We start from the raw sequence: 22,438 nt of genomic DNA on the forward strand, positions 1-22,438 counted from the left end.
AATCCCTCAGCGCCACCGCCCAATCTCAATCCTCAGATGCCCACCGTCTCTCCAGTGCGTCTCCGCCGTCTCCAGCGTCCCAACAACAACCTCAGTAGCGCCGGTGAAGGGGTATTTACGGATTAGGTCTGGGACCTGCAACCCCCATTTTCAAAAAACTTCACATTTCTCGGCAAAATCTCACCCATCTTAATGAAAACAACGGGTTACTTTAACAATTGCTCCATCCCCGCCACCAAAATAACCCGCGATCAACCACAGCCCCTGCGAAAAACCTCAGCTGCAACTGGAATCGCCTCGAAAAGGACGGTCCACAACACCCGGCGCAGCACAAAATAGCGCCGCCAAGGTTTCCCAGAGCGGCGCCAGGTCGTGAGTGGTCGTCAGAGGACTAATTCAGATCAAAGCGATCCGCGTTCATCACCTTGTTCCAGGCCGATACAAAGTCGTCCACGAATTTACCCGCAGTATCTGCCTGCGCATAAACTTCAGCCAGCGCGCGCAACTGCGAGTTTGATCCGAAAACCAGATCCACGCGTGTGCCTGTCCATTTGATCGCACCGCTCGTGCGGTCGTGGCCCTCATAGACGCCTTTGCCGGACGGTTTCCATTCTGTCCCCATGTCGAGAATATTGGTGAAGAAGTCTGTGCTGAGCGTTCCGACATTCTGGGTGAGGACACCATGTTGCGATCCGCCGAAATTGGCACCCAGAACCCGCAACCCGCCGATCAGAACGGTCATTTCGGGCGCAGACAGCGTCAGCAACTGCGCCTTATCGACCAACATCTCTTCGGGGGAGATATTGTAATCGGTCTTTTGGTAATTGCGGAAGCCATCCGCCTCGGGTTCAAGCACGGCCACAGATTCGACATCCGTCTGGTCCTGCGACGCATCGGTACGACCAGCAGCAAATGGCACCTCGACATCATGACCGCCTGCTTTGGCGGCCTGCTCAATCGCAGCCGCACCACCCAGAACGATCACATCCGCCAGCGAGACGCGCTTGTTGCCCGACTGCCCGGCGTTGAACGCGGCCTGAACGCCTTCTAACACGTCCAGCACTTTGGACAGCTTCAGCGGCTCATTCACTTCCCAGTCCTTTTGCGGAGCCAGACGAACACGGGCCCCATTGGCGCCGCCGCGCTTGTCCGAACCGCGGAAAGTCGAGGCCGAGGCCCATGCCGTCGAAACAAGTTCGGAAACAGACAGGCCCGTCGCCAGTATCCTGGCTTTCAGATCAGCCGCATCTGAATCGTCGATCAGATCATGATCCACGGCGGGCACGTTGTCCTGCCAGATGAGTTCCTCGGTCGGCGCGTCTTCACCGATATAGTTCGAGCGCGGCCCCATATCGCGGTGGGTCAGCTTGAACCAAGCACGGGCAAAGGCATCTGCGAACTCCTCGGGGTTTTCGTGGAACCGTTTCGAGATCGGGCCATAGATCGGATCCATGCGCATCGCCATATCGGCGGTGGTCATCATGGTCTTGACCTTCTTGGACGGATCATGTGCGGCGGGGGCCATGTCGTCTTCGGTCACGCCAATCGGCTCCCATATCCACGCGCCCGAGGGGCTTTTGGTCAGGTTCCAGTCATAGCCGAACAGCAAATCGAAATAGCCATTGTCCCATTTGATCGGGTTGGCTGTCCATGCACCCTCGATGCCAGAGGTGGTGGTGTCGTCGCCTTTGCCCGAACCAAACTTATTGATCCAGCCAAGGCCCATCTCTTCGATCGCGGCGGCCTCTGGTTCCGGGCCAACCAGATCGGGATCACCGGCACCGTGCGCTTTGCCAAAGGTGTGACCCCCGGCGACCAGCGCAACGGTTTCCTCGTCATTCATCGCCATCCGGCCAAATGTGTCGCGAATATCGCGGCCAGACGCCAGAATGTCAGGCTGACCATCGGGGCCTTCGGGGTTCACATAGATCAGCCCCATCTGTACGGCGGCCAGCGGGTTTTCCAGATCACGTGCACCGGAATAGCGACTGTGCGGGTTGTCGGTCGGTGCCAGCCAGTCGGTTTCGGCACCCCAGTAGATGTCTTCTTCGGGGGCCCAGATATCCTCGCGGCCACCGGCAAAGCCGAAGGTCTTGCCACCCATCGACTCGATGGCGCAGTTACCAGCGAGGATTATCAGATCTGCCCACGAAACCTGGTTGCCGTACTTCTGCTTGATCGGCCACAACAGGCGGCGCGCCTTGTCCAGATTGCCATTGTCCGGCCAGCTGTTCAGCGGGGCAAATCGCTGGTTACCGGTCGAGGCGCCGCCGCGTCCATCCGCCGTCCGATACGTGCCCGCACTGTGCCAGGCCATACGAATGAAGAACCCGCCATAGTGACCATAATCCGCAGGCCACCAGTCCTGCGAGTCGGTCATCAGCGCATACAAATCCTCTTTCAGCGCCTTCATATCCAGCTTCTTGAAGGCTTCGGCATAGCTAAAATCCGCATCCATCGGATTCGATGCAGGTGCGTGCTGATGCAGGATCGAAAGATTCAGCCGGTTTGGCCACCAGTCCCGGTTTGTCCGGGCTCCGGCTCCGTGCATCACCGGGCAACCGCCGTTGTTTGGGGTGTCGCTTCCGTCCATTCTATTTCTCCGATCCTGGCTGGGGGCCATATGCTAGGCACATCAAGTTAAAGGCACGAAGCAAAGCAGGACGATTCCATCGCTCTCGCAGGTCACGCTGGACTGAAACGTTTGCTAAACAAATCACGCTTGCCAGTTATCCAACGCACATACCGAGCGAGCGAAATCCCCAGTTTGCTTAGGTAATAGATAGCATGGAGAAGTCATACATATAAGTTTTCTTTACTGATAGTAATGATAACTTAAAACTATTGCTTATGCGGAGGGCGTCAAATAATATGCCCGAGCACGCGCCGCCTTACGGCACCATGATAGCACCGCCGGGAATGCAGCCCGAACTCCATCGCTATCGCTATGTCTAAGAGCGCTCGCCCAGAGTGCGCTGCAAGGCCCGCAACCCGACACGATAGTTCGGGTAAAGCAGCGACACACCAAGGTCGTCTTTGATCCTGTTGTTCTTCACGCGCTTGTTCTCATTGTAAAAACTGCGCGCCATCGGGGTCATGTCCGCGTCTTCGAACGCCACTGCGGGGGGCAGCGGGACGCCCTGCAACTCGGCAGCATACCCGATCACGTCCTGCGGTGGCACCGGTTCATCGTCGCAGACATTATAGATTGCGCCGGGATTGGGCTGCGCCATCGACGCCTCAAGAACCTGCGCGATATCCTCAACATGAATACGAGAGAAGACCTGCCCCTCTTTGATGATCCGCCGCAACCCGCCGCGTTTGAGCTTGGAGAACGGGCCGCGCCCGGGACCATAGATGCCGGCAAGGCGAAATATATGCAGGGGCAGCCCGGGAATCTCTGCCCATTGCTCTTCGGCCCGCATCCGCCAACGCCCGCGTTCAGCTGTCGGGGCCGGCGGCGTCGTTTCGTCCACCCATGCGCCTTGATGGTCACCATAGACGGCCGTTGTCGACAAATACCCGACCCATGTGAATTGCGATGCACGGGCGGCTATTTCGTCCCGTAGCGCGGCCAATACCGGATCGCCCGCTGCCGTCGGCGCAGGCGAAATCAACAGATGCGTTACCCCGTCAAAGGACGGCGTATCCCCCGGCCAGACCACCGGCTCGGCCCCTGAGTCGCGAATGACCGAGACCTGATCTGCGTTACGTGTGGTTCCGATGATGCGCCAGCCCTGCGAGGGCAGTCGGCGCGACAGGGTCCGGGCAGAATATCCATGACCAAACGAAAGAAGTGTATTTGTCATGGCTCTCTTGATGGTCCGGCAGGCCAGGGGATGCAAGCGCCGGATGGACGCACTTGATTCGAATCCCGCATTGCGCCTTGATTGGTTCATGAGCAAAAAGACACCCGGCATTCATTCGGCCTATGCGCTGAAGACACCCGAGGACAACAAACGTCTCTATGCCGAATGGGCCGGAGACTATAATGGGCCGGAGACTATGATGAGAGTTTTGCCGCGCTTGAGGATTATCAGCTGCATATCCACACCGCCCGCGCCTTTGTCGGCGCCGGCGGTCAAGGGCCGGTATTGGATGTGGGGGCCGGAACCGGCCTGTGCGGTGCCGTGCTTGCCGGCTTGGGCGTCGGCCCGATTGATGCCACCGATATCAGTGCTGAGATGCTGGATCAGGCCATGCGCAAAGATATCTATCGTGATGCGGTTGAGGCGGATTTGAACCAGGGTGTCCCAGTGCCCCGCGACAGCTACGCAGGCATTGTCTCGTCCGGCACGTTTACCCATGGGCATCTGGGGCCCGAAGCGCTGTATGCATTATTGCGGGTCGCACGAACAGGCGCGCAGTTCGCAATCTCAATCAATGCCCAGCACTTCGAGGCATTGGGGTTTGGCGAGACCTTGCGTGACCTCCGGCAGGATCAGATCGGCAACCTGACTGTGTCAAAGGTGCGCATCTACGGTGATCTGGCAGCCGGGCCGAACAAAGACGATCTGGCACAGATCGCCCTGTTCGAAAAATCCTGAAGCCCGCGGTCGGGTCGAACCCAAAGTTACCGCCCCTTCCAGACCGGATCGCGCTTTTCCGCAAAGGCGCGGGCGCCTTCAAGGTTGTCTTCTGATCCATAGAGGATATCGACGGTTTGCAGTTGTCGCTTGGTGATCCGGTTCATCGCATCCTGAAACTTGGAATCCTCGGCATCACGCACGATTTCCTTGATGGCGGCATAGACCAGCGGTGGACCGCTTGCCAGAAGGCGCCCCAGTTCCCGTGCCCGGTCCATCAACTGGTCAGGGGCAACGATTTCGTTGACCAGACCCCAGCGATGCGCCTCTTCAGCATCGAACCAACGCCCGGTCAGCAGCAGCTCCATGGCGATGTGATAGGGGATGCGTTTAGGCAATTTGACGCTGGCTGCATCCGCCACCGTGCCGGAGCGGATTTCGGGCAACGCAAAGCTGGCACGATCCGCAGCGATGATCATGTCTGCGCTCAGCGCCAGTTCCAGGCCACCACCGCAGGCGATACCATTCACGGCCGCAATAACCGGTTTGTTCATGTCGCGCAGTTCCTGCAAACCGCCAAAGCCGCCAACACCGTAATCTCCGTCAACCGCGTCGCCCTCGGCCGCCGCCTTCAGATCCCAGCCGGGGCAAAAGAACTTCTCTCCGCCACCGGTCAGGATGGCCACCCGCAGTTCAGGATCATCCCGGAAATCGCGAAATACCTCGCCCATGATCCGGCTTGTCGCCAGGTCGATCGCATTGGCCTTGGGCCGGTCCAGCGTGACTTCGAGAACGGCGCCATCGCGACGGGTCTTGATCGGATTCATGAGCTTGCCTTTCGGATCAGGGCATCAACCGCCACCGCCCTTTCGGCAGTGCAGATCAGCGGGTTTAGTTCAACTTCGTCGAGAGTTTCTGCATTGGCAATGACATAGCTTTGCACCGCCTCTATGGCGTCCAACACTGCGTCCATATCGACGGCAGGTTTCCCCCGATATCCTGTCAGTAAGGGCGCACAGGCCAATCGGCCCAACGCCTCGCGCACAGCCGTACGGGGCGACGGGATTAGCAGCGACACCGTATCGCGTAGAATTTCAGTCAGAACGCCACCAGCTCCAACCGTCAGAACATACCCATGGGCTGGATCACGTGTGACGCCAACCAGCAGTTCGGCCACGCTATCCGGGATCATTTCTTCGACCAGCACCTGAGATGTGCCAATATCCTGCGCCGTAGCGACGAGGTCTTCGGCCGCAACACCAAGATACACTGCTCCATGTTCTGACTTATGTGCAAGTCCAACGCCTTTGACCGCAAACGGGCCTGTCAACGCGCCAGCCACTTGAGCCACATCACAAGCATCCGCCAGAACGTTGCGCGGCACCGACAGGTCAAAGGCGGCCAGCGCCTCTTTTGCCTCGGCCTCGGTCAGGACCTGATCGGCCTCGACGTCTGATGGTAACAGAACCGGGTCTGCTCTCTCTTGTCTCCGGGGCGCGGCGGCCTCGGCTGCGGCCAGCGCTTCATGCAGCCCGGCAAAAGGGACGACGCCACCGTTACTCAGACGATGTGCAACCTCTTCCGGCATCAGCTCGGGCAAGGTCGCGGCTACGGCAAAAGGGCAACCGGTTTCCGCAGCACAATTCAGCGCGGCTTGCGTGGCGCAGTCCCAGTCACTTGCATCTGTGTGTGGATAGTCGACAACCGCGATAGTCATGGCGATATCATCCCCGATCAGCCCACTCCACGCGCGCGTCATCGCAGCCGTGTCGCGCCAGATATAGGTGTGATAGTCTAGTGGATTTGCCAGAGCGACCATAGGCCCCAGTGCTGCGCGCAGATCAGAACGCTGCGTATCAGAGAGCGGCGGGAAATGCAGATCTCTGTCCTCAGCCATATCAGCGGCAAGGCTAGCCTCACCCCCCGAACAACTGATCATGCCAAGTCCGTTGCCATCCAGCCCGCCCGTAATGTGCAGCAGCTTGAGCGTTTCTAGAAAGCTGGGGATGTCATTCAAGCGCGCAATCCCCAAACGATCCAGAAAGGCCTGCGCGCCGGCGTCGCCACCGGCGAGCGATGCAGTATGTGAAATCGTCGCCGCCTGTGCATGCGTTGAACGACCCATTTTCAACGCAACAATCCGTACGCCGCGATCTTGTGCCTTGGCGGCAAGCGCCTCCCATTTTCGCAGATCGCCAAAACCTTCGATATGCACACCAATTGCGGTGATTCGGTCATCATCTAACAGGGCCGAAGCGATATCCGCCTGATGGGTCTGCGCCTGATTTCCGCATGCCAGCACTACAGCAAGCGGCAGAGCCCGACGCTGCATCGTCATGTTGATCGCAATGTTCGAGCTTTGGGTCAGAATCGCAACGCCCCGGTCCACCGGTCGCATACCATGCTGATCGGGCCAGACCGCGACGTTGTCCAACGCGTTCACAAAACCATAGCAGTTCGGACCAAGGATGGGCATTTCGCCCGCTGCCGCGACCAGCTGCGCCTGCAAATCCGCACCCTGATCATCTTCGGCCAATGCTTCGGTGAACCCGGATGCAAAACAAACCGCGCCTCCGGTGCCCAGCGCCGCAAGCGCCTGAACGATTTCGATGGTTGCGTGTCGGTTGATGCCTATGAAGGCAACATCCGGGGCGCCGGGCAGATCGTTCAGAGATCTGAACGCAACCTCCCCCGCCACCTCATCTGCCTTGGGGTGAACGGGCCAGATGTCACCGGAAAACCCGAGCTTTCTGGCCTGGCGGATAACCTCTGCACCCCACGCACCGCCACCGATGACCGCGAGCGAAGCGGGGCTCAATACACGGCTTAGGGCCGTCATCATGCCCCCAAGGCGCGCAACAGATCGCGGCTGATGATGTGGCGCTGAATTTCGCTGGTGCCATCCCAGATGCGTTCGACCCGTGCGTCCCGCCAGAACCTTTCAAGCGGGTAGTCATCCATCAGCCCCATACCCCCATGGACCTGAATCGCTGCATCCGTAACCCGCCCCAACATCTCTGAAGCATAGAGCTTGGCTGACGCGATCTCGCGGTTGGCGGGCAGGCTTTTGTCCAGCCGTTCGGCAGCAGCGAGGGTCAGTAGGTCGGCCGCATCAATTTCGGTGATCATATCGGCGATCTGAAAGCTGACGCCCTGAAATTTCCCGATCTTCTGGCCAAACTGTTCGCGAGTGGCCGCGTAGTCCAGTGCATAATCAAACGCCCGGCGCGCGCGACCAACCGACATGGCCGCCACGGTGATGCGGGTGGCGTAAAGCCAGGTGTTCATCACATCAAATCCGCCATCGACTTCGCCCAACACCTGCGCATCGGGCAAGCGGCAATCGTCGAACTCGAGCACCAAGTTTTTGTAACCCCGGTGGCTGACCGATTTGTAGCCGTCGCGAATGGTGAAGCCGGGCGTTCCGCGATCCACCAGAAAGGCGGTGATCCGTTTCTTGGGGCCTTTCGGCGTCTGATCTTCACCCGTAGCGATGAAAACGATGATGAAATCGGCATGCTCTGCGCCCGAGATGAAATGCTTGGTGCCATTAACCACCCAATCCCCGCCATCCCGGACCGCGGAACATTTCATACCACGCACATCGGACCCGGCGCCGGGTTCGGTCATCGCCAGTGCATCCATCTTTTCGCCACGCACGGCGGGCATGAGATAGCGTTCGATCTGATCTCCCTCACAGGCCATCAGGATATTCTGCGGACGACCAAAGAAGTGGTTCAGCGCCATTGAACCTCGACCCAATTCACGCTCGACCAGTGCAAACTCCAGATGGTTCAGACCAGCACACCCGACGCTTTCGGGAAAGTTGCAGGCATAAAACCCAAGCTCGATGGTCTTACGCTTGATCTCATCTGCGATCTCTTGAGGTACTTCTCCTGTGCGTTCGACCAACTCTTCATGAGGGTAGATTTCATTCTCAACAAAGCTGCGAACGGTCGAGACGATCATCTCTTGTTCGTCGGACAGGCCATATTGCATTTTTCAGGGCTCCAAACACGATGTTGCGCCAACCTTGGCAAAGCTTGTAAAAATGAACATGCAGAAATAGAACTAAATCATGCACAAATGGAACAAACTCGCCCGTTCGACGCAGCAGATTAGTGTTGTCCTGTTTGACGGCTTTTCAAACCATTGCCTTGCCAACACCATCGAACCTTTGCGGGCCGCCAACACATTGTCCGGGCAAGCCCTGTACAGCTGGCAGTTTCTCTCGCTTGATCCGACGCCGGTCACCTCTTCTTCGGGGTTGCAGGTTACACCGCATGACGTGTTGCAGAATGTGGGCGGTGATATGCTGATGGTCATGCCATCTTATGGCTACCGAGATTATGGCGGGTGGCGCACTCAGGCTGGCCTGCGGGCCGCCTCGAAGAGGTTTCGTAAAATCGTTGGCTTGGACACAGGCAGCTGGCTACTGGCGCAGGCCGGGTTGCTGGACGGGTATCGCGCCACTATCCATTGGGAGGAACTGATCGGGTTTACCGAGCGCTTCCCCGAAGTCCACGCGCAGCGCGAACGGTATGTGATCGACCGCGATCGCATCACTTGTTCGGGCGCGATGGCGGCATTTGATCTGATCCTGCATCTGATCGGGCAGGATCATGGGCAGGCTCTGACATTGGAAATCGCGCAATTGTTCATGACCCGCGATTCCGCCCGTTCGCACTCCGGCGGAGCAGGCGCGGCTACCCTCTATGTCAACAAGGCGCTGGCCCTGATGCAGGAAAACCTTGAAAACCCGCTGACAATACCCGAAATCGCCCGTCGTGTCGGCCGATCGCAGAAAGCTCTGGAGTCGCGAATGCAGGCCGAGTTGGGGGCGGGGCCCGCTCGAATCTATCGCCGTCTACGCTTGAATCTTGCACGCAAACTGGTGTCCGAGACTGACCTGACCGTAGCTGAAATCGCGTTGCGTTCCGGATATGAAGACCCAAGTGCGCTCACCCGAGCATTTCGGCAGGAGTTCGGCATGCCGCCACGCCTGCTGCGCAGCACGCGCCGGGGATAAGATGGCGATGGACATGAGAGCCGGACAGGACAGCACGGCGCATCATTTGGCCCAGTTATATCTGGCAGTTTATGCCGCAGATGCTCCCGCCCGTCGTCAATTCCCTACGGGCATCTCCTCTGGTTGGGCGTGGCAGCGCTGACGCGCTGCGGCCCCGCCAGTATCGGGCCATTTTCTTCGCATACCTGCACGCAGGAGTGCGGAAAAAACGATGTGCGAGCGGCTCTGCCAAGCGGGCACCGTGACGGTTTCATGATACCTGTCGGACGGGGGTTGAACCTTTTGCCGGGTTAGGGAAAGTTGGGCCATGGAATACACACCTTTCCCAAGCTGGCCCGATGTCGCCCCCCGATTGATCGCCGTTGCCGCAGGACGTGCACCTGCGGATATGGTCATTCGTGACGGCATCTGGGTCAATGTTCACAGCCGCGAGACTCTGCCGGGTCATTCCGTTGCCATTGCCGACGGGCGCGTCGCCTTTGTGGGCCAGGATGCCTCTCATTGTGTTGGCCCCGAAACTGAAGTTATCGAGGCGCAAGGCAGATATCTGATCCCTGGCCTGTGCGATGCGCATATGCATATCGAATCGGGAATGTTGACGCCCGCCGAGTTCGCCCGCGCGGTGATCCCCCATGGCACCACATCGATGTTTACGGACCCGCATGAGATTGCGAATGTTCTGGGTCTAGACGGGGTGCGGATGATGCATGACGAGGCGATGATGCAGCCGGTCAACATCTTTACCCAGATGCCGTCCTGCGCCCCGTCGGCGCCAGGTCTTGAAACAACCGGCTATGAAATCTCACCCGAAGACGTTGCCGAAGCGATGGCGTGGCCCGGCATTGTGGGGCTGGGTGAAATGATGAACTTCCCCGGCGTGATTCAAGGCGATCCCAAGATGCTGGCGGAAATTGCCGCCACACAGCACGCCGGAAAAACCGTTGGCGGCCACTATGCGTCCCCGGATCTGGGACCGGATTTTGCCGCTTATGTCGCCGGTGGACCCGCAGACGATCATGAAGGCACCTGCGAGGCCGACGCGATCGCGCGAGTGCGACAGGGCATGCGCTCGATGATGCGGCTGGGATCAGCTTGGTATGACATCGAAAGCCAGATAACTGCCGTGACAGAGAAAGGCCTGGACCCGCGCAATTTCATCCTGTGCACCGATGATTGCCATTCCGGTACTTTGGTCAACGAAGGCCACATGAATCGGGTCGTGCGCCATGCGATTGCCTGTGGCTGCGATCCGTTGATTGCGCTGCAGATGGCCACAATCAACACCGCCACGCATTTCGGGCTGGAACGCGAGATTGGATCGATCACGCCGGGTCGTCGGGCCGATATCGTGATCAGCTCGGACCTGACTGAGCTGCCGATTGAAACCGTTATTGCCCGCGGACGGGTTGTGGCGGAAAACGGTGTTATTTCAGTGGACTGCCCGCACTATGATTGGCCGGAACGCGCGCGAAAGACCGTTCATCTAGGGCATGTTCTGACCGCTGGAGATTTTGAAATAACCCCACCCGCGGGCGCCAATCGGGTGCAGGCCAACGTGATCGGAGTGGTCGAAAATCAGGCCCCGACAAAGGCGCTGAAAGCTGAGCTGCCCATAATCGGCGGTCTGGTCGAAGGTGAAGGCAATGTGTGTCAGATCGCGCTGGTCGAACGGCATCAGGCCACCGGCGGCGTGACAAACGCGTTTGTCTCGGGGTTTGGATATCAGGGGCGCATGGCGATGGCATCAACGGTCGCGCATGACAGCCATCATATGATCGTTGTCGGCACCGACCGTACGCAGATGGCACTGGCCGCCAATCGGCTGTCGGAGGTCGGCGGCGGCATCACCATTTTCCGCGATGGTGAAGAACTGGCGCGGGTCGAGCTGCCCATTGCGGGCCTCATGTCCGACAGCCCCGTCGCAGACGTCGCGGCAAACGCACAAAAGATGGTTGAAGCGATGGAAACCTGCGGCTGCGAACTCAACAACGCGTATATGCAGCATTCGCTACTGGCGCTGGTTGTGATCCCGGAATTGCGGATCTCGGACCTTGGTCTTGTGGATGTGCGTACGTTTAAAAAGATAGATCTTCTGGAACCTCTTGCATGACAACAACAATAATAAGCCCCCAAGCCCCCAAACCCGAGCAGTTCAAAGATGCGGCCGCGGCTGTGGCGCGCCTTGAAGAACTCTATGAACAGGCGACCGAGTTCCTGTGCGAAAAGTTCTCAGAGGCTGTTGCAGATGGGGCGCCCAGAGACAGGTTCAGAGCCTATTATCCGGAAATTCGCATCAAAACCTCTTCGTACGCGCAGGTCGACAGTCGCCTGAGCTTTGGTCATGTTGCCGAACCCGGGCTCCATCAGACGACGGTGACACGGCCTGACCTGTTCCGCGCTTACCTGACCCAGCAAATCGCGCTGCTGATTAAAAATCATGGCCAGCCCGTGACAATCGGCCCGTCGGAAACGCCTATTCCGGTGCACTTTGCGGTCGCCAACAACCCCAACCTGATTGTACCACATCAGGGGGCTGCCAGTTTCACTCTGCGCGACTTTTTTGATGTCCCGGATTTGACGACGACCAATGATGATATCGTCAATGGCATACATGAGACCGAGAATGGTGACGGCCCGCTGGCGCTGTTTACCGCCCAGCGCATCGACTATTCGCTGGCGCGGCTGGCGCACTATACCGCAACGGACGCGGCCCATTTCCAGAATCACATCCTGTTCACCAACTACCAGTTCTACGTCTCGGAATTCGAAAACTATGCGCGTGAACAACTGTCTGATCCCAACAGCGGCTACACCAGCTTTGTATCGACGGGGAATGTGGAAATCAGCGACCCCAAGGCCACCATCGAGCAGCCCCTGAAGCTGCCGCAAATGCCGACCTATCATCTCAAGCGCGAAGACGGGTCGGGGATCACGCTGGTGAATATCGGTGTCGGGCCGTCCAACGCGAAAACGGCAACGGATCATATCGCTGTTCTGCGTCCGCATGCCTGGCTGATGGTCGGGCATTGCGCCGGGTTGCGCAACACGCAGGCCCTGGGCGACTTTGTCCTGGCACATGCCTATTTGCGCGAAGACAAGGTGCTGGATGATGACCTGCCGGTTTGGGTCCCGATCCCCCCATTGGCCGAGATTCAGGTGGCATTGGAAAGGGCCGTGGCCGAGGTAACCGAGCTTGAAGGATACGAGCTGAAACGCATTATGCGCACAGGTACCGTTGCGTCGGTCGACAACCGGAACTGGGAACTGCGCGACCAGTCCGGGCCCGTACAACGGCTCAGCCAATCACGTGCGATTGCGCTGGATATGGAAAGCGCCACAATCGCGGCAAACGGATATCGGTTTCGGGTGCCTTATGGCACTTTGCTCTGCGTTTCCGACAAACCCCTGCACGGGGAGCTAAAGCTTCCGGGCATGGCATCCTCGTTCTATACAACACAGGTCAGTCGCCATCTGGCGATCGGCATTCGGGCGATGGAACACTTGCGCGGCATGCCTCTCGAACGCCTGCACAGCAGGAAATTGCGTTCTTTTGACGAAACGGCCTTCCTCTGAAGCAAAAAAGCAACGAAATCCCCCTATTTTTGGGGGTTTTGACGCTACTATTCGTTGTGTTTGACTACAATATACCGTTAGAGTTACGCGGTGAGGCCCTATTTATCGGGCACGTTAAGGAGACCAAGAAATGGCAAAGCCTATGACAAAGACTCAGCTGGTTGCTGCTCTCGCTGAGGAAATGGGAACCGACAAGAAATCCGCGAATGCGGCTCTGGAAGCTGTAACCGGCCTGATCACCCGCGAAGTGTCGGCTGGCGGTGCGGTGACCCTGCCAGGCGTTGGCAAAATCTACTGCCGCGAACGCCCTGAGCGCATGGTGCGCAACCCCGCCACCGGCGAACAGTTCAAGAAAGAAGCCGACAAGGTGGTTAAGATGACCATCGCGAAGGCCCTGAAGGACAGCGTGAACGGCTGATTTTGCCTTTCCCGACAGATCTTGAGGGCCACCTCCGGGGGGCCCTTTTTCATATCAACTCTCGGAATTCCATATCTTATGTTTGTTGGGCTTGAGCCCATTGCGGGCGTCAGGGGATGGATCAGTGAGGGGCGGTTCGGCACCGGTTGTCCGAACCGCCACGCGCTTAGTTCCTGTGCGACATGACCCAGACACGACCTTTGGGTTTGGGTGCAGAGGCGATGGCCAAAAAACCGCCGTATTTCTTGGATACGACCGCTACAAATGCTAGTCCAACCCGACAGGACCGTTGGCCTGCCGATGGACGTACTTGGAGATTATTATGTGTGGATATTGCGGAAAGCCATTAAGCCCCGGACTTATCGAAGGATTGAGAACTGACCTCCCCGAGACTGATGTAACCTCTGACGACGCGGGCAATCCGGGAAACATCGCTTTGGTAAATCCGGATGGGGCCAATGCGAATGGAGGTTGGCAATTAGAGGCTGCAGGCATTTCATTCCGGTCGGCGGAAGGGGCACTGACTGGCAATGCCTGGACCGGCGACGATGCCTTTGTATTCAATGCTCGGGGCCCCGCAGCCGAAAGTGGTGGATTGACCAGTGCTCTGGATCTCCGGTTGTCCAGCTTGATGGAACAGGAAGGCTCTCGCATGTCATCGCAAGACAGCGAAATTCCCGACACAGGCTTCTGGACCTACTATACGGTCACATCGGGCGACGATTGGCATTTCTAAGTCGGAATTGAGCGGAACAGTTTATCCGAATCTCATTCGGCGACGCATAGCGGTCTTGCCCGCATATCAGACATATCTGCAATGAAAAACGGGCGCTTCAAGCGCCCGTTTTCGTCTGTCATCGAAGCTGATCAGTGAACTGTCTCAACCTTGTGGAAGTCCAGATTGCGGTCTTCCGGCATTGAGTCGATGCTCATCACCTCTTTGCGCTTAGTGATCAGGATATAGACCACGCAAGCGAGATAAAGGCCAACCACAACCGCGCCGATCCATTGAATCTGCAGCCATTGGCTCTGGAACAGCAGGGTCAGAACGAACAGCAGCACAACGTTGCCCGCCACATAAGGTGCCTTGCCAAACCGCGCGACCGTCATGTTCAGGTTATCGGTATACAGGCGGATCAGCGAATCCAGCGAGTTGATCACGAAGGTCACGCCGACAACCACCATCGCGATGTTGGTGATGCCTGCGGTGCTGATGCCGTTCAGGTGGTAGTAGTAGAGAACGGTGAACCAGATCGCCAGCGGGATCGATGGAAAGATCAGCAGCGCAGCCAGCAGCTGCCATGTGGTCAGGCCTCCGACAAAACGTGACGTGAACTGTCCGATCATGATCGACCATGCGAACCACCAGAACAGGTAGAAGGCGTGGTAATCCGTCAGCGGCAACACGAATTTGTGGATATTCGCAAAATAGGCGCCGATATTGCTGCCGGTTTCGGCAAAGCCGGTCAGCCCCATGCCTGCTGCGACCCACATCCCCAGGATGAGAGACAGGAACAGGAAGGTCGAGCCCACCGACAGGATGCGCACATATTTCAGATCGGTCGACGAATAGGCCGCAGCCAGAATGACCACAAAAACGATGACATAGAAGGTCGTAACCACGGATTCGCCATCTCCGATTTCCGGGATATAGCCCGGCAGATAGATCAGGAACAGGCTGGCGGTGAAGGCGCAGGTGCCGATGATCACCACGTTGTTGATCAGTTTGACCAGCGGGATTTCAAAGAACTTCACACGCGGCTCGATCACACAGAAATAGAAGGCCGTCAGGAAGTAGAACGCCCAGATCAGAAACCCCCAAAAGCCGAATTCAATCGCCAGCGGGTTGGCAAAACCATAGGCGGGCTCTTCTGCGTAGCCCCCAAACTCGGTCAGCGGAAACATGATCAGGCCCACATCCAGCCCGGACGTAAACAGGATCGCGATGAAGGTGAACAAATGGACGGGCGTGACGCCGACACAGCGCAGATTCCACCATTTGACGACGAAGAAAACCACCAGGCACAAGGCCAGCAAAACACCAAAAGACAGGATATATTCCAGCATCACCGACAAACCTCCCTTGATATGTCAGATCGCTCCACAATATTATTAACTGGCCAGTCAATCAACGAAAAGCACGCATAACGGCTTTGTTGTGCAGAAAATGTGTCTTTTTTGGCGCTGGCCGCCCTGTGCGCTTGCGGCTCTGTAGAAAATCGGAAACAGTCCTGGCGATTTTGCGGAGGCAAGGATGGATCTGCGCGCCATAGGCATGGGGCTGACATTTGCTCTGATCTGGTCGTCGGCCTTTACCTCGGCCCGGATCATCGTGGCGGATGCCTCTCCGCTGTTTTCGCTGGCAATCCGGTTTTTGATTTCGGGCATGCTTGGTGTCGCAATAGCGCGGGCCATGGGGCAAAGCTGGAGACTGACCCCATCCCAGTGGTATGCGACCATCCTGTTCGGGCTCTGTCAAAATGCCCTTTATTTGGGTCTGAATTTCTATGCCATGCAAACCGTCGAGGCCTCGGTCGCCGCGATTATCGCATCGACCATGCCGCTTTTGGTGGCGCTGGCCGGCTGGCTGCTGTTTGGCGAAAAGCTGCGCCCACTTGGTGTAATCGGCCTGCTCGCCGGTTTTGCCGGTGTCGCGCTCATCATGAGCAGCAGGATCAGCGCAGGCATAGATCTGTTTGGTGTCATGCTCTGCGGGATCGGTGCATTGGCGCTGACATTTGCCACTCTGGCCGTGCGGGGCGCAACATCAGGTGGCAACTTTATGATGGTCGTCGGTTTGCAGATGCTGGTGGGGTCGGCTGTTTTGTTCGTCGCAGCCCCCCTATTTGAAACCATCCATGTGCATTTCACAACGCCCCTGGTGCTGGCCTTCATCTACACGACGCTGTTCCCCGGCCTGCTGGCAACGCTGATCTGGTTCCTGCTGCTTGATCGTATCGGAGCTGTTCGGGCTGCAACCTTCCACTTTCTGAACCCTGTCTTTGGCGTCACAATCGCCGCGATTTTGCTTGGCGAACGCCTCGGGCCGATGGACGCCGTGGGCGTGCTTGTCACGACACTGGGCATTCTCGCCGTACAGCTTTCACGCCAGCCGACCGGGGGCAAAAGCACCCCGACCCAGCCAACGGACGCACATGACGCGGAACCGCACAAGCCCGCGAGCGAGATGAAATAGGGATTTGATTTCTCCCGCGATGCGCCCAAATACTGGATCACGACAACCGGAGGAGCCATGACTCGCTATACCAAAGACCCCGACGCCATCGCTGCGCTCTCTCCTGAAGAGTTTCACGTCACGCAGCGCAGCGGGACGGAACGGCCGGGCACCGGCAAGTTGCTGAACAACAAAGAGCCGGGCATCTATGTGGACATCGTCTCGGGCGAACCCTTGTTTGCCTCGACCCACAAATATGAATCCGGGTGCGGCTGGCCCAGCTTTACCAAGCCCATCGTGCATGAGCATGTCGAAGAGCTGGAAGACCGCACCCTGGGCATGATCCGAACCGAGGTCCGGTCGAAACACGCAGACAGCCATCTGGGGCATGTTTTCCCCGACGGCCCGCACGAGCATGGCGGGCTGCGCTATTGCATCAACTCAGCCGCCTTGCGGTTTATCCATCGCGATGACATGGAGGCCGAAGGCTACGCTGAATTCCTGATCCATGTGGAGGACATCCAATGACTGAACAACGCGCCGTTCTGGCCGGAGGCTGTTTCTGGGGCATGCAGGACCTGATCCGCAAACTGCCCGGCGTCACCCGCACCGTCGTTGGCTATACCGGCGGCGATGTGCCAAACGCGACCTATCGCAACCACGGCACCCATGCCGAAGGGATCGAGATTTGGTTTGACCCCGCGCAGACCACCTATCGCGACCTGCTGGAGTTCTTTTTTCAGATCCACGATCCCACCACGGTCAACCGGCAAGGCAATGACACCGGGATGAGCTATCGTTCGGCCATCTACTATGCCGACGAGGCGCAAAAACAGATCGCGCTAGATACAATTGCTGATGTCGACGCCAGTGGAATATGGCCCGGCAAGGTTGTCACCGAAGTGGAACCTGTTGGCGATTTCTGGAAGGCCGAGCCCGAGCATCAGGACTATCTGGAGCGTATCCCCAACGGCTATACCTGCCACTTCCCGCGTCAGGACTGGGTTCTGCCAAAACGTACAAACGCTGCTGAATAACGTGCTGGCCCCATTGCGGGGCTAGCCTACTGCCACTCTCGGTCGCCCACTGGCCTCGACGGTGACCAGCGCTTCCACAAAAACCTCCCTGCGTTCGACATGGGCCGTGCGAATGTCCCGATCTGTGAAAATCCGTATGTCCTGAGCGCCAGCGTCGCGCGCGGATTGCTCGGCATCGGTTCGCAAGATCGTTTCCAGCACACGCAACGCCTCATCTGAGTCCGAGAAGTCACGTGGACCATCCTCCAAATGCACGCGATACCGATCTTCTGCCGGAGATGTCACCGTCCCAAACCGACGCACCGTCAGGCGCCCAACCACCGCGCCAATTGCATTGGCCACCCCTGCATGGTCCGGCAAAACCATCCCACAGCGCAAACGCTCACCGACCGCGGGATAGTAGCTGGGCGCTGAGGCCCCCAGCCCGACAACATCGACGTTCAGTGCGGCATCCAGCGCCATCAATCCTCGGTGGCCGGACAATCCCCTTTGCGTCAAAACATGGCGTGCAAGTTTCTGCGGAGGCAGGGCGAAGCCTTCACTTTCTTCGGCAAAAGCAGTCTCTAATAAGATCAATGCCGTCTGTTCAGTCAATTGATTGACGATCATAGCTGCAAGCGTTTGAGGAGAGTTTGCAAGCAGCTCACCAGACCCAACTCGCTTACGCGCAAACAGCTCTAGCGCTTTACGCGCAGCCTCAGTATCCCAATCCGCAAGTTTGCCAAGCACATGACTGGCATCTGATGGCGTCACGCCCGAAACCTGAACGATTCCGCGATCCACTAGTCGGCTCAGCGCCCCGTTTTCCATTCGCGTCCGCAGCAGGGCGGACAGGGGCAGAACCGTATCGCCAAGACGGCTCAGCAGGGTCTCTTCGCGATTTCCGATTTCATCCGTACGCATGCCGGGGACGCGGCGGGCAAATCGGGCGTCATGCTCGCCCACCGTTGTTGCGCACAATTGCTCGTCCAATACCGCGTGGACCACTTCTGGGGCCTCAGCAGCGATCAGAGAAACCGGCAACACGCGGCGCGGCCCCAGAAACACGCCGCCGTACAAGCCTTCGGTCACGACATGCACCTGGCTGTCGCCGCCCAGCCCATGGGTACGCATGGCGACCGCCTCGACCATCGTACGGAATCCGCCCACCTGCGCACCTGCCGGATCAATGGCGGGCTTGCCATCACGGATCAGGGCAACGTCCGTTGTTGTTCCGCCAATATCGGAAACCAGCGCATTCTCAGCCCCGGTTAGCCAGCGGGCTCCAACGATCGACGCCGCAGGGCCGCTGAGTATGGTTTCAATAGGTCGCTCGCGCGCCTGTTCGGCACTCATCAGCGCCCCATCACCCCGCACGACCATCATCGGCGCATGGATGCCCAGCGCCTGCAACTGATCCTGCGCCCGGCCAATAAGCCGGTCGATCATCCCGATCAGACGCGCATTCAGCACCGCCGTCACCGCCCGTTTCGGACCGTTCAGCTTGGCCGACAACTGGTGCGAACAGGTGACAGGCGCACCGGTTCGCGCGGCTATGATCCGGGCCGCTTCCAGCTCGTGCGCGGGGTTTCGGGTTGCGAACTGCGCAGCAACCGCAAAGCCCGAGATGCCTTTATGAGAGTCTAAAAACGCCTCAAGTGCCGCGATATCCAAGGGTCTTGCTTCGGCGCCTGCATGGCTGTGCCCCCCGGACATCACCAGCGCCGGGTCGCCTTTCAGGGCATCGTTCAGCCCATGCTTTTCCAGATCACTTTCGCGAAACCCGATATAGATCAGCGCCACGCGCCCACCCTGCCCCTCGACCAGCGCATTTGTGGCCAGCGTTGTTGACAGTGAGGCCAGCGAGATCTGATCCGGCGACACCTGCGCCTGATCCAGAACGGCTGAAATCGCCTTACCCACCCCGATCGCCAAATCGGCGCGCGTGGTCAGCGATTTGGCCGAGGCGACAACCTCGCTCTCATCGCGGATCAGCACCGCATCGGTATAGGTTCCGCCCGTATCCACCCCCAAAGCCAGCGCCATCGGGTCCTCCTTGTGTTCGCTCAGATGGGTGTAGCGGTTTGAAACGACGCGTCCAGCCTGTTTGCGGCAGTTATGACAATCGTTCCACGGCCCAGCGCGCCGCGTCGGCAACTGCCGGATCGGGATCATCGGTCAGGGCCTGTGCGGTCTCCCGCAAGCCAGCATTCGCCGAATTCCCGATCGCATAGAGCACATTGCGAACAAACCGGTCGCGCCCGATCCGTTTGATCGGAGAACCCGAAAATTTCTGTCGGAATGCGGCATCGTCTAGCCGGACAAGTTCAACCAGCGCAGGCGCTTTCAGATCATCACGCGCCGCGTATCGCAGATCGCTGGCGGCCACGGCAAATTTGTTCCATGGACAGGCGGCCAGACAATCATCGCAGCCATAGATACGATTACCCAGCTTGGCGCGCAGGTCCTCATCAACCGGGCCTTTGTGTTCAATCGTCAGATAAGAGATACAGCGCCGCGCATCCAGCCTGTAGGGCGCTGGAAACGCATCTGTCGGGCAACTGTCAAGACACGCGCGGCAAGACCCGCAATGGTCAACCTCAGCCTTATCTGCTGGCACGTCCAAAGTGGTAAAAACAGACCCTATAAAGGCCCAACTTCCCCAATCCCGACTAACCAGATTGGTGTGTTTGCCCTGCCAACCCAGTCCCGCCGCATGCCCCAGCGCCTTTTCCGGGACCGGCGCGGTATCGACGAACACCTTTACCTCGCCACCCGCTTCAGCAATCAGCCAGCGGGCCAGCCGCTTGAGGCGTTTCTTGACCAGATCATGGTAGTCCTTGTTCTGCGCATAGACCGAAATCGCCCCAAGGTCGGGGTGATTCAAAACCTCGGTAGGATCATGCTCGGGCGTATAGCTTTCGGCCAGCATGATGACCGAACGCGCCTCGGGCCACAAAACGGATGGATCACCGCGCCAATGCGTCCGTTCGGCCATCCATCCCATCTGACCGTGATAGCCCGCCTGTAAAAACGCATCCAGACGCGCGGGAACTTCGGGGATGTCCCAGGGGCGGCATACGCGACAGGCCACAAACCCCTCGGACAGGGCTTGGGTGACCAATCGCTCTTTCAACTCTGATCCGCTGTTCATCCGGTCAAAAACATCCTCAGGGGTCTCGAGGGCAAACCGCCCCCAATCCTCCGCTGAATATCAGAAATCCAGATCGGCGTAATGCGCAGGAGGGCGGAAACCCGGCACCTGATCCGCTAGAATCGACCGGAACGCGGGCCGCGACTTGATCTTGGCGTACCAGTCTTTGACAACCTGACTGCGGTTCCAGTCCACATCCGAGATGTAATCCAGCGCCGACAAATGCGCAGCAGCCGCAAAATCAGCCAGCGTCATGTGATCCCCCGCCAGCCAGCGCCGATGATCCAGCAGCCAGGTCATGTAATCCAGATGATATTTGATCGCCCGCGCGCCTTCCTTGACGTTCTTACTGTCAGGATAGCCCTGCCCCATCATCTTTTTATTCACCCGCTCATAGAGCAGCTTTGAGGTGACCTCGTGATGGAATTTGTCGTCAAACCAGCCCACAAGCCGGCGCACTTCGTAGCGGGCCTCGGGTTTCTTAGGCATCAGGGGTGGTTCGGGGCGCGTTTCTTCGATGTATTCGCAAATTGCCGCGCTTTCGGCCATCACCTGACCATCCAGTCGCAGCACCGGAACCTTACCCGCAGGATTGCGGCGCAGGAAATCCGGGTCCTGTTCCCAGTATCGTTCTTCGACCAGTTCAACCTCGATCTTCTTTTCTGCCAGAGACAGACGGACCTTGCGGCAGTAGGGGGACAGGGGAACGTGAAACAGACGCGCCATGGGCTTCCAATCGAACCAATAAGTACACAGCTAGCTTTAGCCTTGGCAGGGCTGTGGTTTCAATCCTCGAAACAGTCGGCGCGACCATCTGCGCGGATGGTGGCCGCCCCGTCCAGGATCGACGCGGCCCGCCTGCGGGTCCGGACCGAGGGGTCCGTGACCGACCTGTTGCGCGGCGACGGAAGGATCGCAGCCATACGCGCCGCCTGCACCGGCGACAGTTTGGCCGCACTGACGCCATAGTAACGCTGCGCCGCTGCTTCGACACCAAAGACACCCTGCCCGGTTTCGGCGACGTTGAGATAGACCTCAAGAATGCGCTGTTTGCTCCAGACAATCTCGACCACCGGCGTCATCGACGTTTCCAGCGCCTTGCGTACCCAGCTGCGACCCTGCCAGAGGAAGACATTCTTGACCATCTGCTGCGTGATCGTCGACGCCCCGCGCGATCCGCCATCTTCCAGCGCATCGCGGATCGCCTCGACATCGAAACCCCAGTGCAGGCAGAAATTCGCATCTTCTGCGGCCACGACCGAGCGTGCCATGATGGGCGAGATCTCCTCGATCGGGACCCACTCCCGCTCAACACGACCCAGGCGGCGCCATTCCGACCAGATTGTGTGTGTCACCGGTGGGTTCACAACCGAATAAAGCAGCACAAGCGCAACGAATAAGACAGCAGCGCCCAACGCAGCACGAAGCACCCATCGCCGAATTCGGGCGATGAATGAAAGCTGTTTGCCAGACTTGGACGCCTTTTTGTTTTTACCGCGTGGCTTACGCGCTGCTTTCTTTGCCATACCCCGCTATACGATGCGCCC

Annotated in this window: 19 protein-coding genes; 9 read left to right on the plus strand and 10 right to left on the minus strand. The window is 58.4% G+C overall.

The genetic code is table 11. The annotated features are described in order from the left end of the window. Positions 1-391 precede the first annotated feature (391 nt). Together katG and ACR0I7_RS07855 are read right to left on the minus strand one after the other, a co-directional pair. Positions 392-2,593, minus strand: coding sequence for a catalase/peroxidase HPI (gene katG / locus ACR0I7_RS07850; RefSeq protein ID WP_480509753.1), 2,202 nt, complete (start codon positions 2,591-2,593; stop codon positions 392-394). A gap of 358 nt (positions 2,594-2,951) precedes the next feature. Next, positions 2,952-3,809, minus strand: coding sequence for an SDR family oxidoreductase (locus tag ACR0I7_RS07855; protein ID WP_480509755.1), 858 nt, complete (start codon positions 3,807-3,809; stop codon positions 2,952-2,954). A gap of 291 nt (positions 3,810-4,100) precedes the next feature. Here ACR0I7_RS07855 and ACR0I7_RS07860 point away from each other — a divergent pair, with 291 nt between their 5' ends. Further along, a complete protein-coding gene (locus ACR0I7_RS07860; protein ID WP_480509757.1) occupies positions 4,101-4,547 on the plus strand; it encodes a class I SAM-dependent DNA methyltransferase in 447 nt (148 codons plus the stop codon). A gap of 26 nt (positions 4,548-4,573) precedes the next feature. Here ACR0I7_RS07860 and ACR0I7_RS07865 read toward each other — a convergent pair whose 3' ends face one another. From ACR0I7_RS07865 to ACR0I7_RS07875, 3 genes are read right to left on the minus strand one after another with little or no spacing between them, the layout of a single operon-like run. Continuing rightward, on the minus strand, positions 4,574-5,353 hold the full coding sequence (locus tag ACR0I7_RS07865) for a carnitinyl-CoA dehydratase (protein WP_480509758.1): 780 nt from the start codon (positions 5,351-5,353) through the stop codon (positions 4,574-4,576). Then, entirely contained in the window at positions 5,350-7,368 is a 2,019-nt protein-coding gene (locus tag ACR0I7_RS07870) for an acetate--CoA ligase family protein (RefSeq protein ID WP_480509760.1), read from the minus strand. The genes ACR0I7_RS07865 and ACR0I7_RS07870 overlap by 4 nt, the downstream gene beginning before the upstream one ends. Then, positions 7,365-8,525 (minus strand): acyl-CoA dehydrogenase family protein, encoded by a 1,161-nt coding sequence (locus ACR0I7_RS07875; RefSeq protein WP_480509761.1) that lies wholly within the window; start codon positions 8,523-8,525, stop codon positions 7,365-7,367. The genes ACR0I7_RS07870 and ACR0I7_RS07875 overlap by 4 nt, the downstream gene beginning before the upstream one ends. A gap of 79 nt (positions 8,526-8,604) precedes the next feature. Here ACR0I7_RS07875 and ACR0I7_RS07880 point away from each other — a divergent pair, with 79 nt between their 5' ends. The 5 genes from ACR0I7_RS07880 to ACR0I7_RS07900 all read left to right on the plus strand — a co-directional run bounded on the left by ACR0I7_RS07880 (position 8,605) and on the right by ACR0I7_RS07900 (position 14,282). Continuing rightward, positions 8,605-9,555 (plus strand): GlxA family transcriptional regulator, encoded by a 951-nt coding sequence (locus ACR0I7_RS07880; RefSeq protein ID WP_480509763.1) that lies wholly within the window; start codon positions 8,605-8,607, stop codon positions 9,553-9,555. A gap of 307 nt (positions 9,556-9,862) precedes the next feature. Next, positions 9,863-11,665 carry an adenine deaminase gene (gene ade / locus ACR0I7_RS07885; RefSeq protein ID WP_480509765.1) on the plus strand — a complete coding sequence of 601 codons (1,803 nt, stop codon included), beginning with the start codon at positions 9,863-9,865 and terminating at the stop codon, positions 11,663-11,665. Next, on the plus strand, positions 11,662-13,128 hold the full coding sequence (locus tag ACR0I7_RS07890) for an AMP nucleosidase (protein ID WP_480509767.1): 1,467 nt from the start codon (positions 11,662-11,664) through the stop codon (positions 13,126-13,128). Before ade ends, ACR0I7_RS07890 begins: the two co-directional genes overlap by 4 nt. 130 nt (positions 13,129-13,258) lie before the next feature. Then, positions 13,259-13,546: an HU family DNA-binding protein gene (locus ACR0I7_RS07895; RefSeq protein ID WP_480509769.1), complete on the plus strand. Its 288-nt coding sequence runs from the start codon at positions 13,259-13,261 to the stop codon at positions 13,544-13,546. Positions 13,547-13,916: 370 nt separating this feature from the next. Beyond that, positions 13,917-14,282: a hypothetical protein gene (locus ACR0I7_RS07900; RefSeq protein ID WP_480509771.1), complete on the plus strand. Its 366-nt coding sequence runs from the start codon at positions 13,917-13,919 to the stop codon at positions 14,280-14,282. A gap of 131 nt (positions 14,283-14,413) precedes the next feature. On the opposite strand, the gene ACR0I7_RS07905 is transcribed toward ACR0I7_RS07900, so the two are convergent. Further along, complete coding sequence (locus ACR0I7_RS07905; protein WP_480509772.1) at positions 14,414-15,613, minus strand: BCCT family transporter; 1,200 nt, start codon at positions 15,611-15,613, stop codon at positions 14,414-14,416. 187 nt (positions 15,614-15,800) lie between these two features. On the opposite strand from ACR0I7_RS07905, the gene ACR0I7_RS07910 reads away from it, so the two are divergent. From ACR0I7_RS07910 to msrA, 3 genes are read left to right on the plus strand one after another with little or no spacing between them, the layout of a single operon-like run. Next, on the plus strand, positions 15,801-16,742 hold the full coding sequence (locus ACR0I7_RS07910; RefSeq protein ID WP_480509774.1) for a DMT family transporter: 942 nt from the start codon (positions 15,801-15,803) through the stop codon (positions 16,740-16,742). Positions 16,743-16,799: 57 nt separating this feature from the next. Further along, positions 16,800-17,249 (plus strand): peptide-methionine (R)-S-oxide reductase MsrB, encoded by a 450-nt coding sequence (gene msrB, locus ACR0I7_RS07915; protein WP_480509776.1) that lies wholly within the window; start codon positions 16,800-16,802, stop codon positions 17,247-17,249. After that, positions 17,246-17,758 carry a peptide-methionine (S)-S-oxide reductase MsrA gene (gene msrA, locus ACR0I7_RS07920; protein ID WP_480509778.1) on the plus strand — a complete coding sequence of 171 codons (513 nt, stop codon included), beginning with the start codon at positions 17,246-17,248 and terminating at the stop codon, positions 17,756-17,758. Before msrB ends, msrA begins: the two co-directional genes overlap by 4 nt. A 21-nt stretch (positions 17,759-17,779) precedes the next feature. On the opposite strand, the gene ACR0I7_RS07925 is transcribed toward msrA, so the two are convergent. The 4 genes from ACR0I7_RS07925 to mtgA form a co-directional block, all read right to left on the minus strand. Beyond that, the gene (locus ACR0I7_RS07925) at positions 17,780-19,783 is read right to left on the minus strand and encodes a hydantoinase/oxoprolinase family protein (protein WP_480509780.1); all 2,004 of its coding nucleotides are present in this window, start codon (positions 19,781-19,783) and stop codon (positions 17,780-17,782) included. A 70-nt stretch (positions 19,784-19,853) separates the two neighbouring features. Next, positions 19,854-20,891 carry a tRNA epoxyqueuosine(34) reductase QueG gene (gene queG / locus ACR0I7_RS07930; RefSeq protein WP_480509782.1) on the minus strand — a complete coding sequence of 346 codons (1,038 nt, stop codon included), beginning with the start codon at positions 20,889-20,891 and terminating at the stop codon, positions 19,854-19,856. Between the two features lie 60 nt (positions 20,892-20,951). Beyond that, positions 20,952-21,617 carry an FtsZ-binding protein FzlA gene (gene fzlA / locus ACR0I7_RS07935; protein WP_480509784.1) on the minus strand — a complete coding sequence of 222 codons (666 nt, stop codon included), beginning with the start codon at positions 21,615-21,617 and terminating at the stop codon, positions 20,952-20,954. A gap of 59 nt (positions 21,618-21,676) precedes the next feature. Next, on the minus strand, positions 21,677-22,417 hold the full coding sequence (gene mtgA / locus ACR0I7_RS07940) for a monofunctional biosynthetic peptidoglycan transglycosylase (protein ID WP_480509786.1): 741 nt from the start codon (positions 22,415-22,417) through the stop codon (positions 21,677-21,679). Between the last annotated feature and the right edge of the window lie 21 nt (positions 22,418-22,438).

It is taken from the genome of Ruegeria sp. AM1, assembly GCF_056540745.1.

Coding starts and splice junctions, on each gene's coding strand:
- fzlA (WP_480509784.1), bottom strand. CDS start 21,617: ATGGCGCGTCTGTTTCACGTTCCCCTGTCCCCCTACTGCCGCAAGGTC.
- ACR0I7_RS07880 (WP_480509763.1), top strand. CDS start 8,605: ATGCACAAATGGAACAAACTCGCCCGTTCGACGCAGCAGATTAGTGTT.
- ACR0I7_RS07870 (WP_480509760.1), bottom strand. CDS start 7,368: ATGATGACGGCCCTAAGCCGTGTATTGAGCCCCGCTTCGCTCGCGGTC.
- msrB (WP_480509776.1), top strand. CDS start 16,800: ATGACTCGCTATACCAAAGACCCCGACGCCATCGCTGCGCTCTCTCCT.
- ACR0I7_RS07855 (WP_480509755.1), bottom strand. CDS start 3,809: ATGACAAATACACTTCTTTCGTTTGGTCATGGATATTCTGCCCGGACC.
- ACR0I7_RS07875 (WP_480509761.1), bottom strand. CDS start 8,525: ATGCAATATGGCCTGTCCGACGAACAAGAGATGATCGTCTCGACCGTT.
- ACR0I7_RS07925 (WP_480509780.1), bottom strand. CDS start 19,783: ATGGCGCTGGCTTTGGGGGTGGATACGGGCGGAACCTATACCGATGCG.
- queG (WP_480509782.1), bottom strand. CDS start 20,891: ATGAACAGCGGATCAGAGTTGAAAGAGCGATTGGTCACCCAAGCCCTG.
- ACR0I7_RS07905 (WP_480509772.1), bottom strand. CDS start 15,613: ATGCTGGAATATATCCTGTCTTTTGGTGTTTTGCTGGCCTTGTGCCTG.
- ACR0I7_RS07895 (WP_480509769.1), top strand. CDS start 13,259: ATGGCAAAGCCTATGACAAAGACTCAGCTGGTTGCTGCTCTCGCTGAG.
- katG (WP_480509753.1), bottom strand. CDS start 2,593: ATGGACGGAAGCGACACCCCAAACAACGGCGGTTGCCCGGTGATGCAC.
- mtgA (WP_480509786.1), bottom strand. CDS start 22,417: ATGGCAAAGAAAGCAGCGCGTAAGCCACGCGGTAAAAACAAAAAGGCG.
- ACR0I7_RS07865 (WP_480509758.1), bottom strand. CDS start 5,353: ATGAATCCGATCAAGACCCGTCGCGATGGCGCCGTTCTCGAAGTCACG.
- ACR0I7_RS07910 (WP_480509774.1), top strand. CDS start 15,801: ATGGATCTGCGCGCCATAGGCATGGGGCTGACATTTGCTCTGATCTGG.
- ACR0I7_RS07890 (WP_480509767.1), top strand. CDS start 11,662: ATGACAACAACAATAATAAGCCCCCAAGCCCCCAAACCCGAGCAGTTC.
- ade (WP_480509765.1), top strand. CDS start 9,863: ATGGAATACACACCTTTCCCAAGCTGGCCCGATGTCGCCCCCCGATTG.
- msrA (WP_480509778.1), top strand. CDS start 17,246: ATGACTGAACAACGCGCCGTTCTGGCCGGAGGCTGTTTCTGGGGCATG.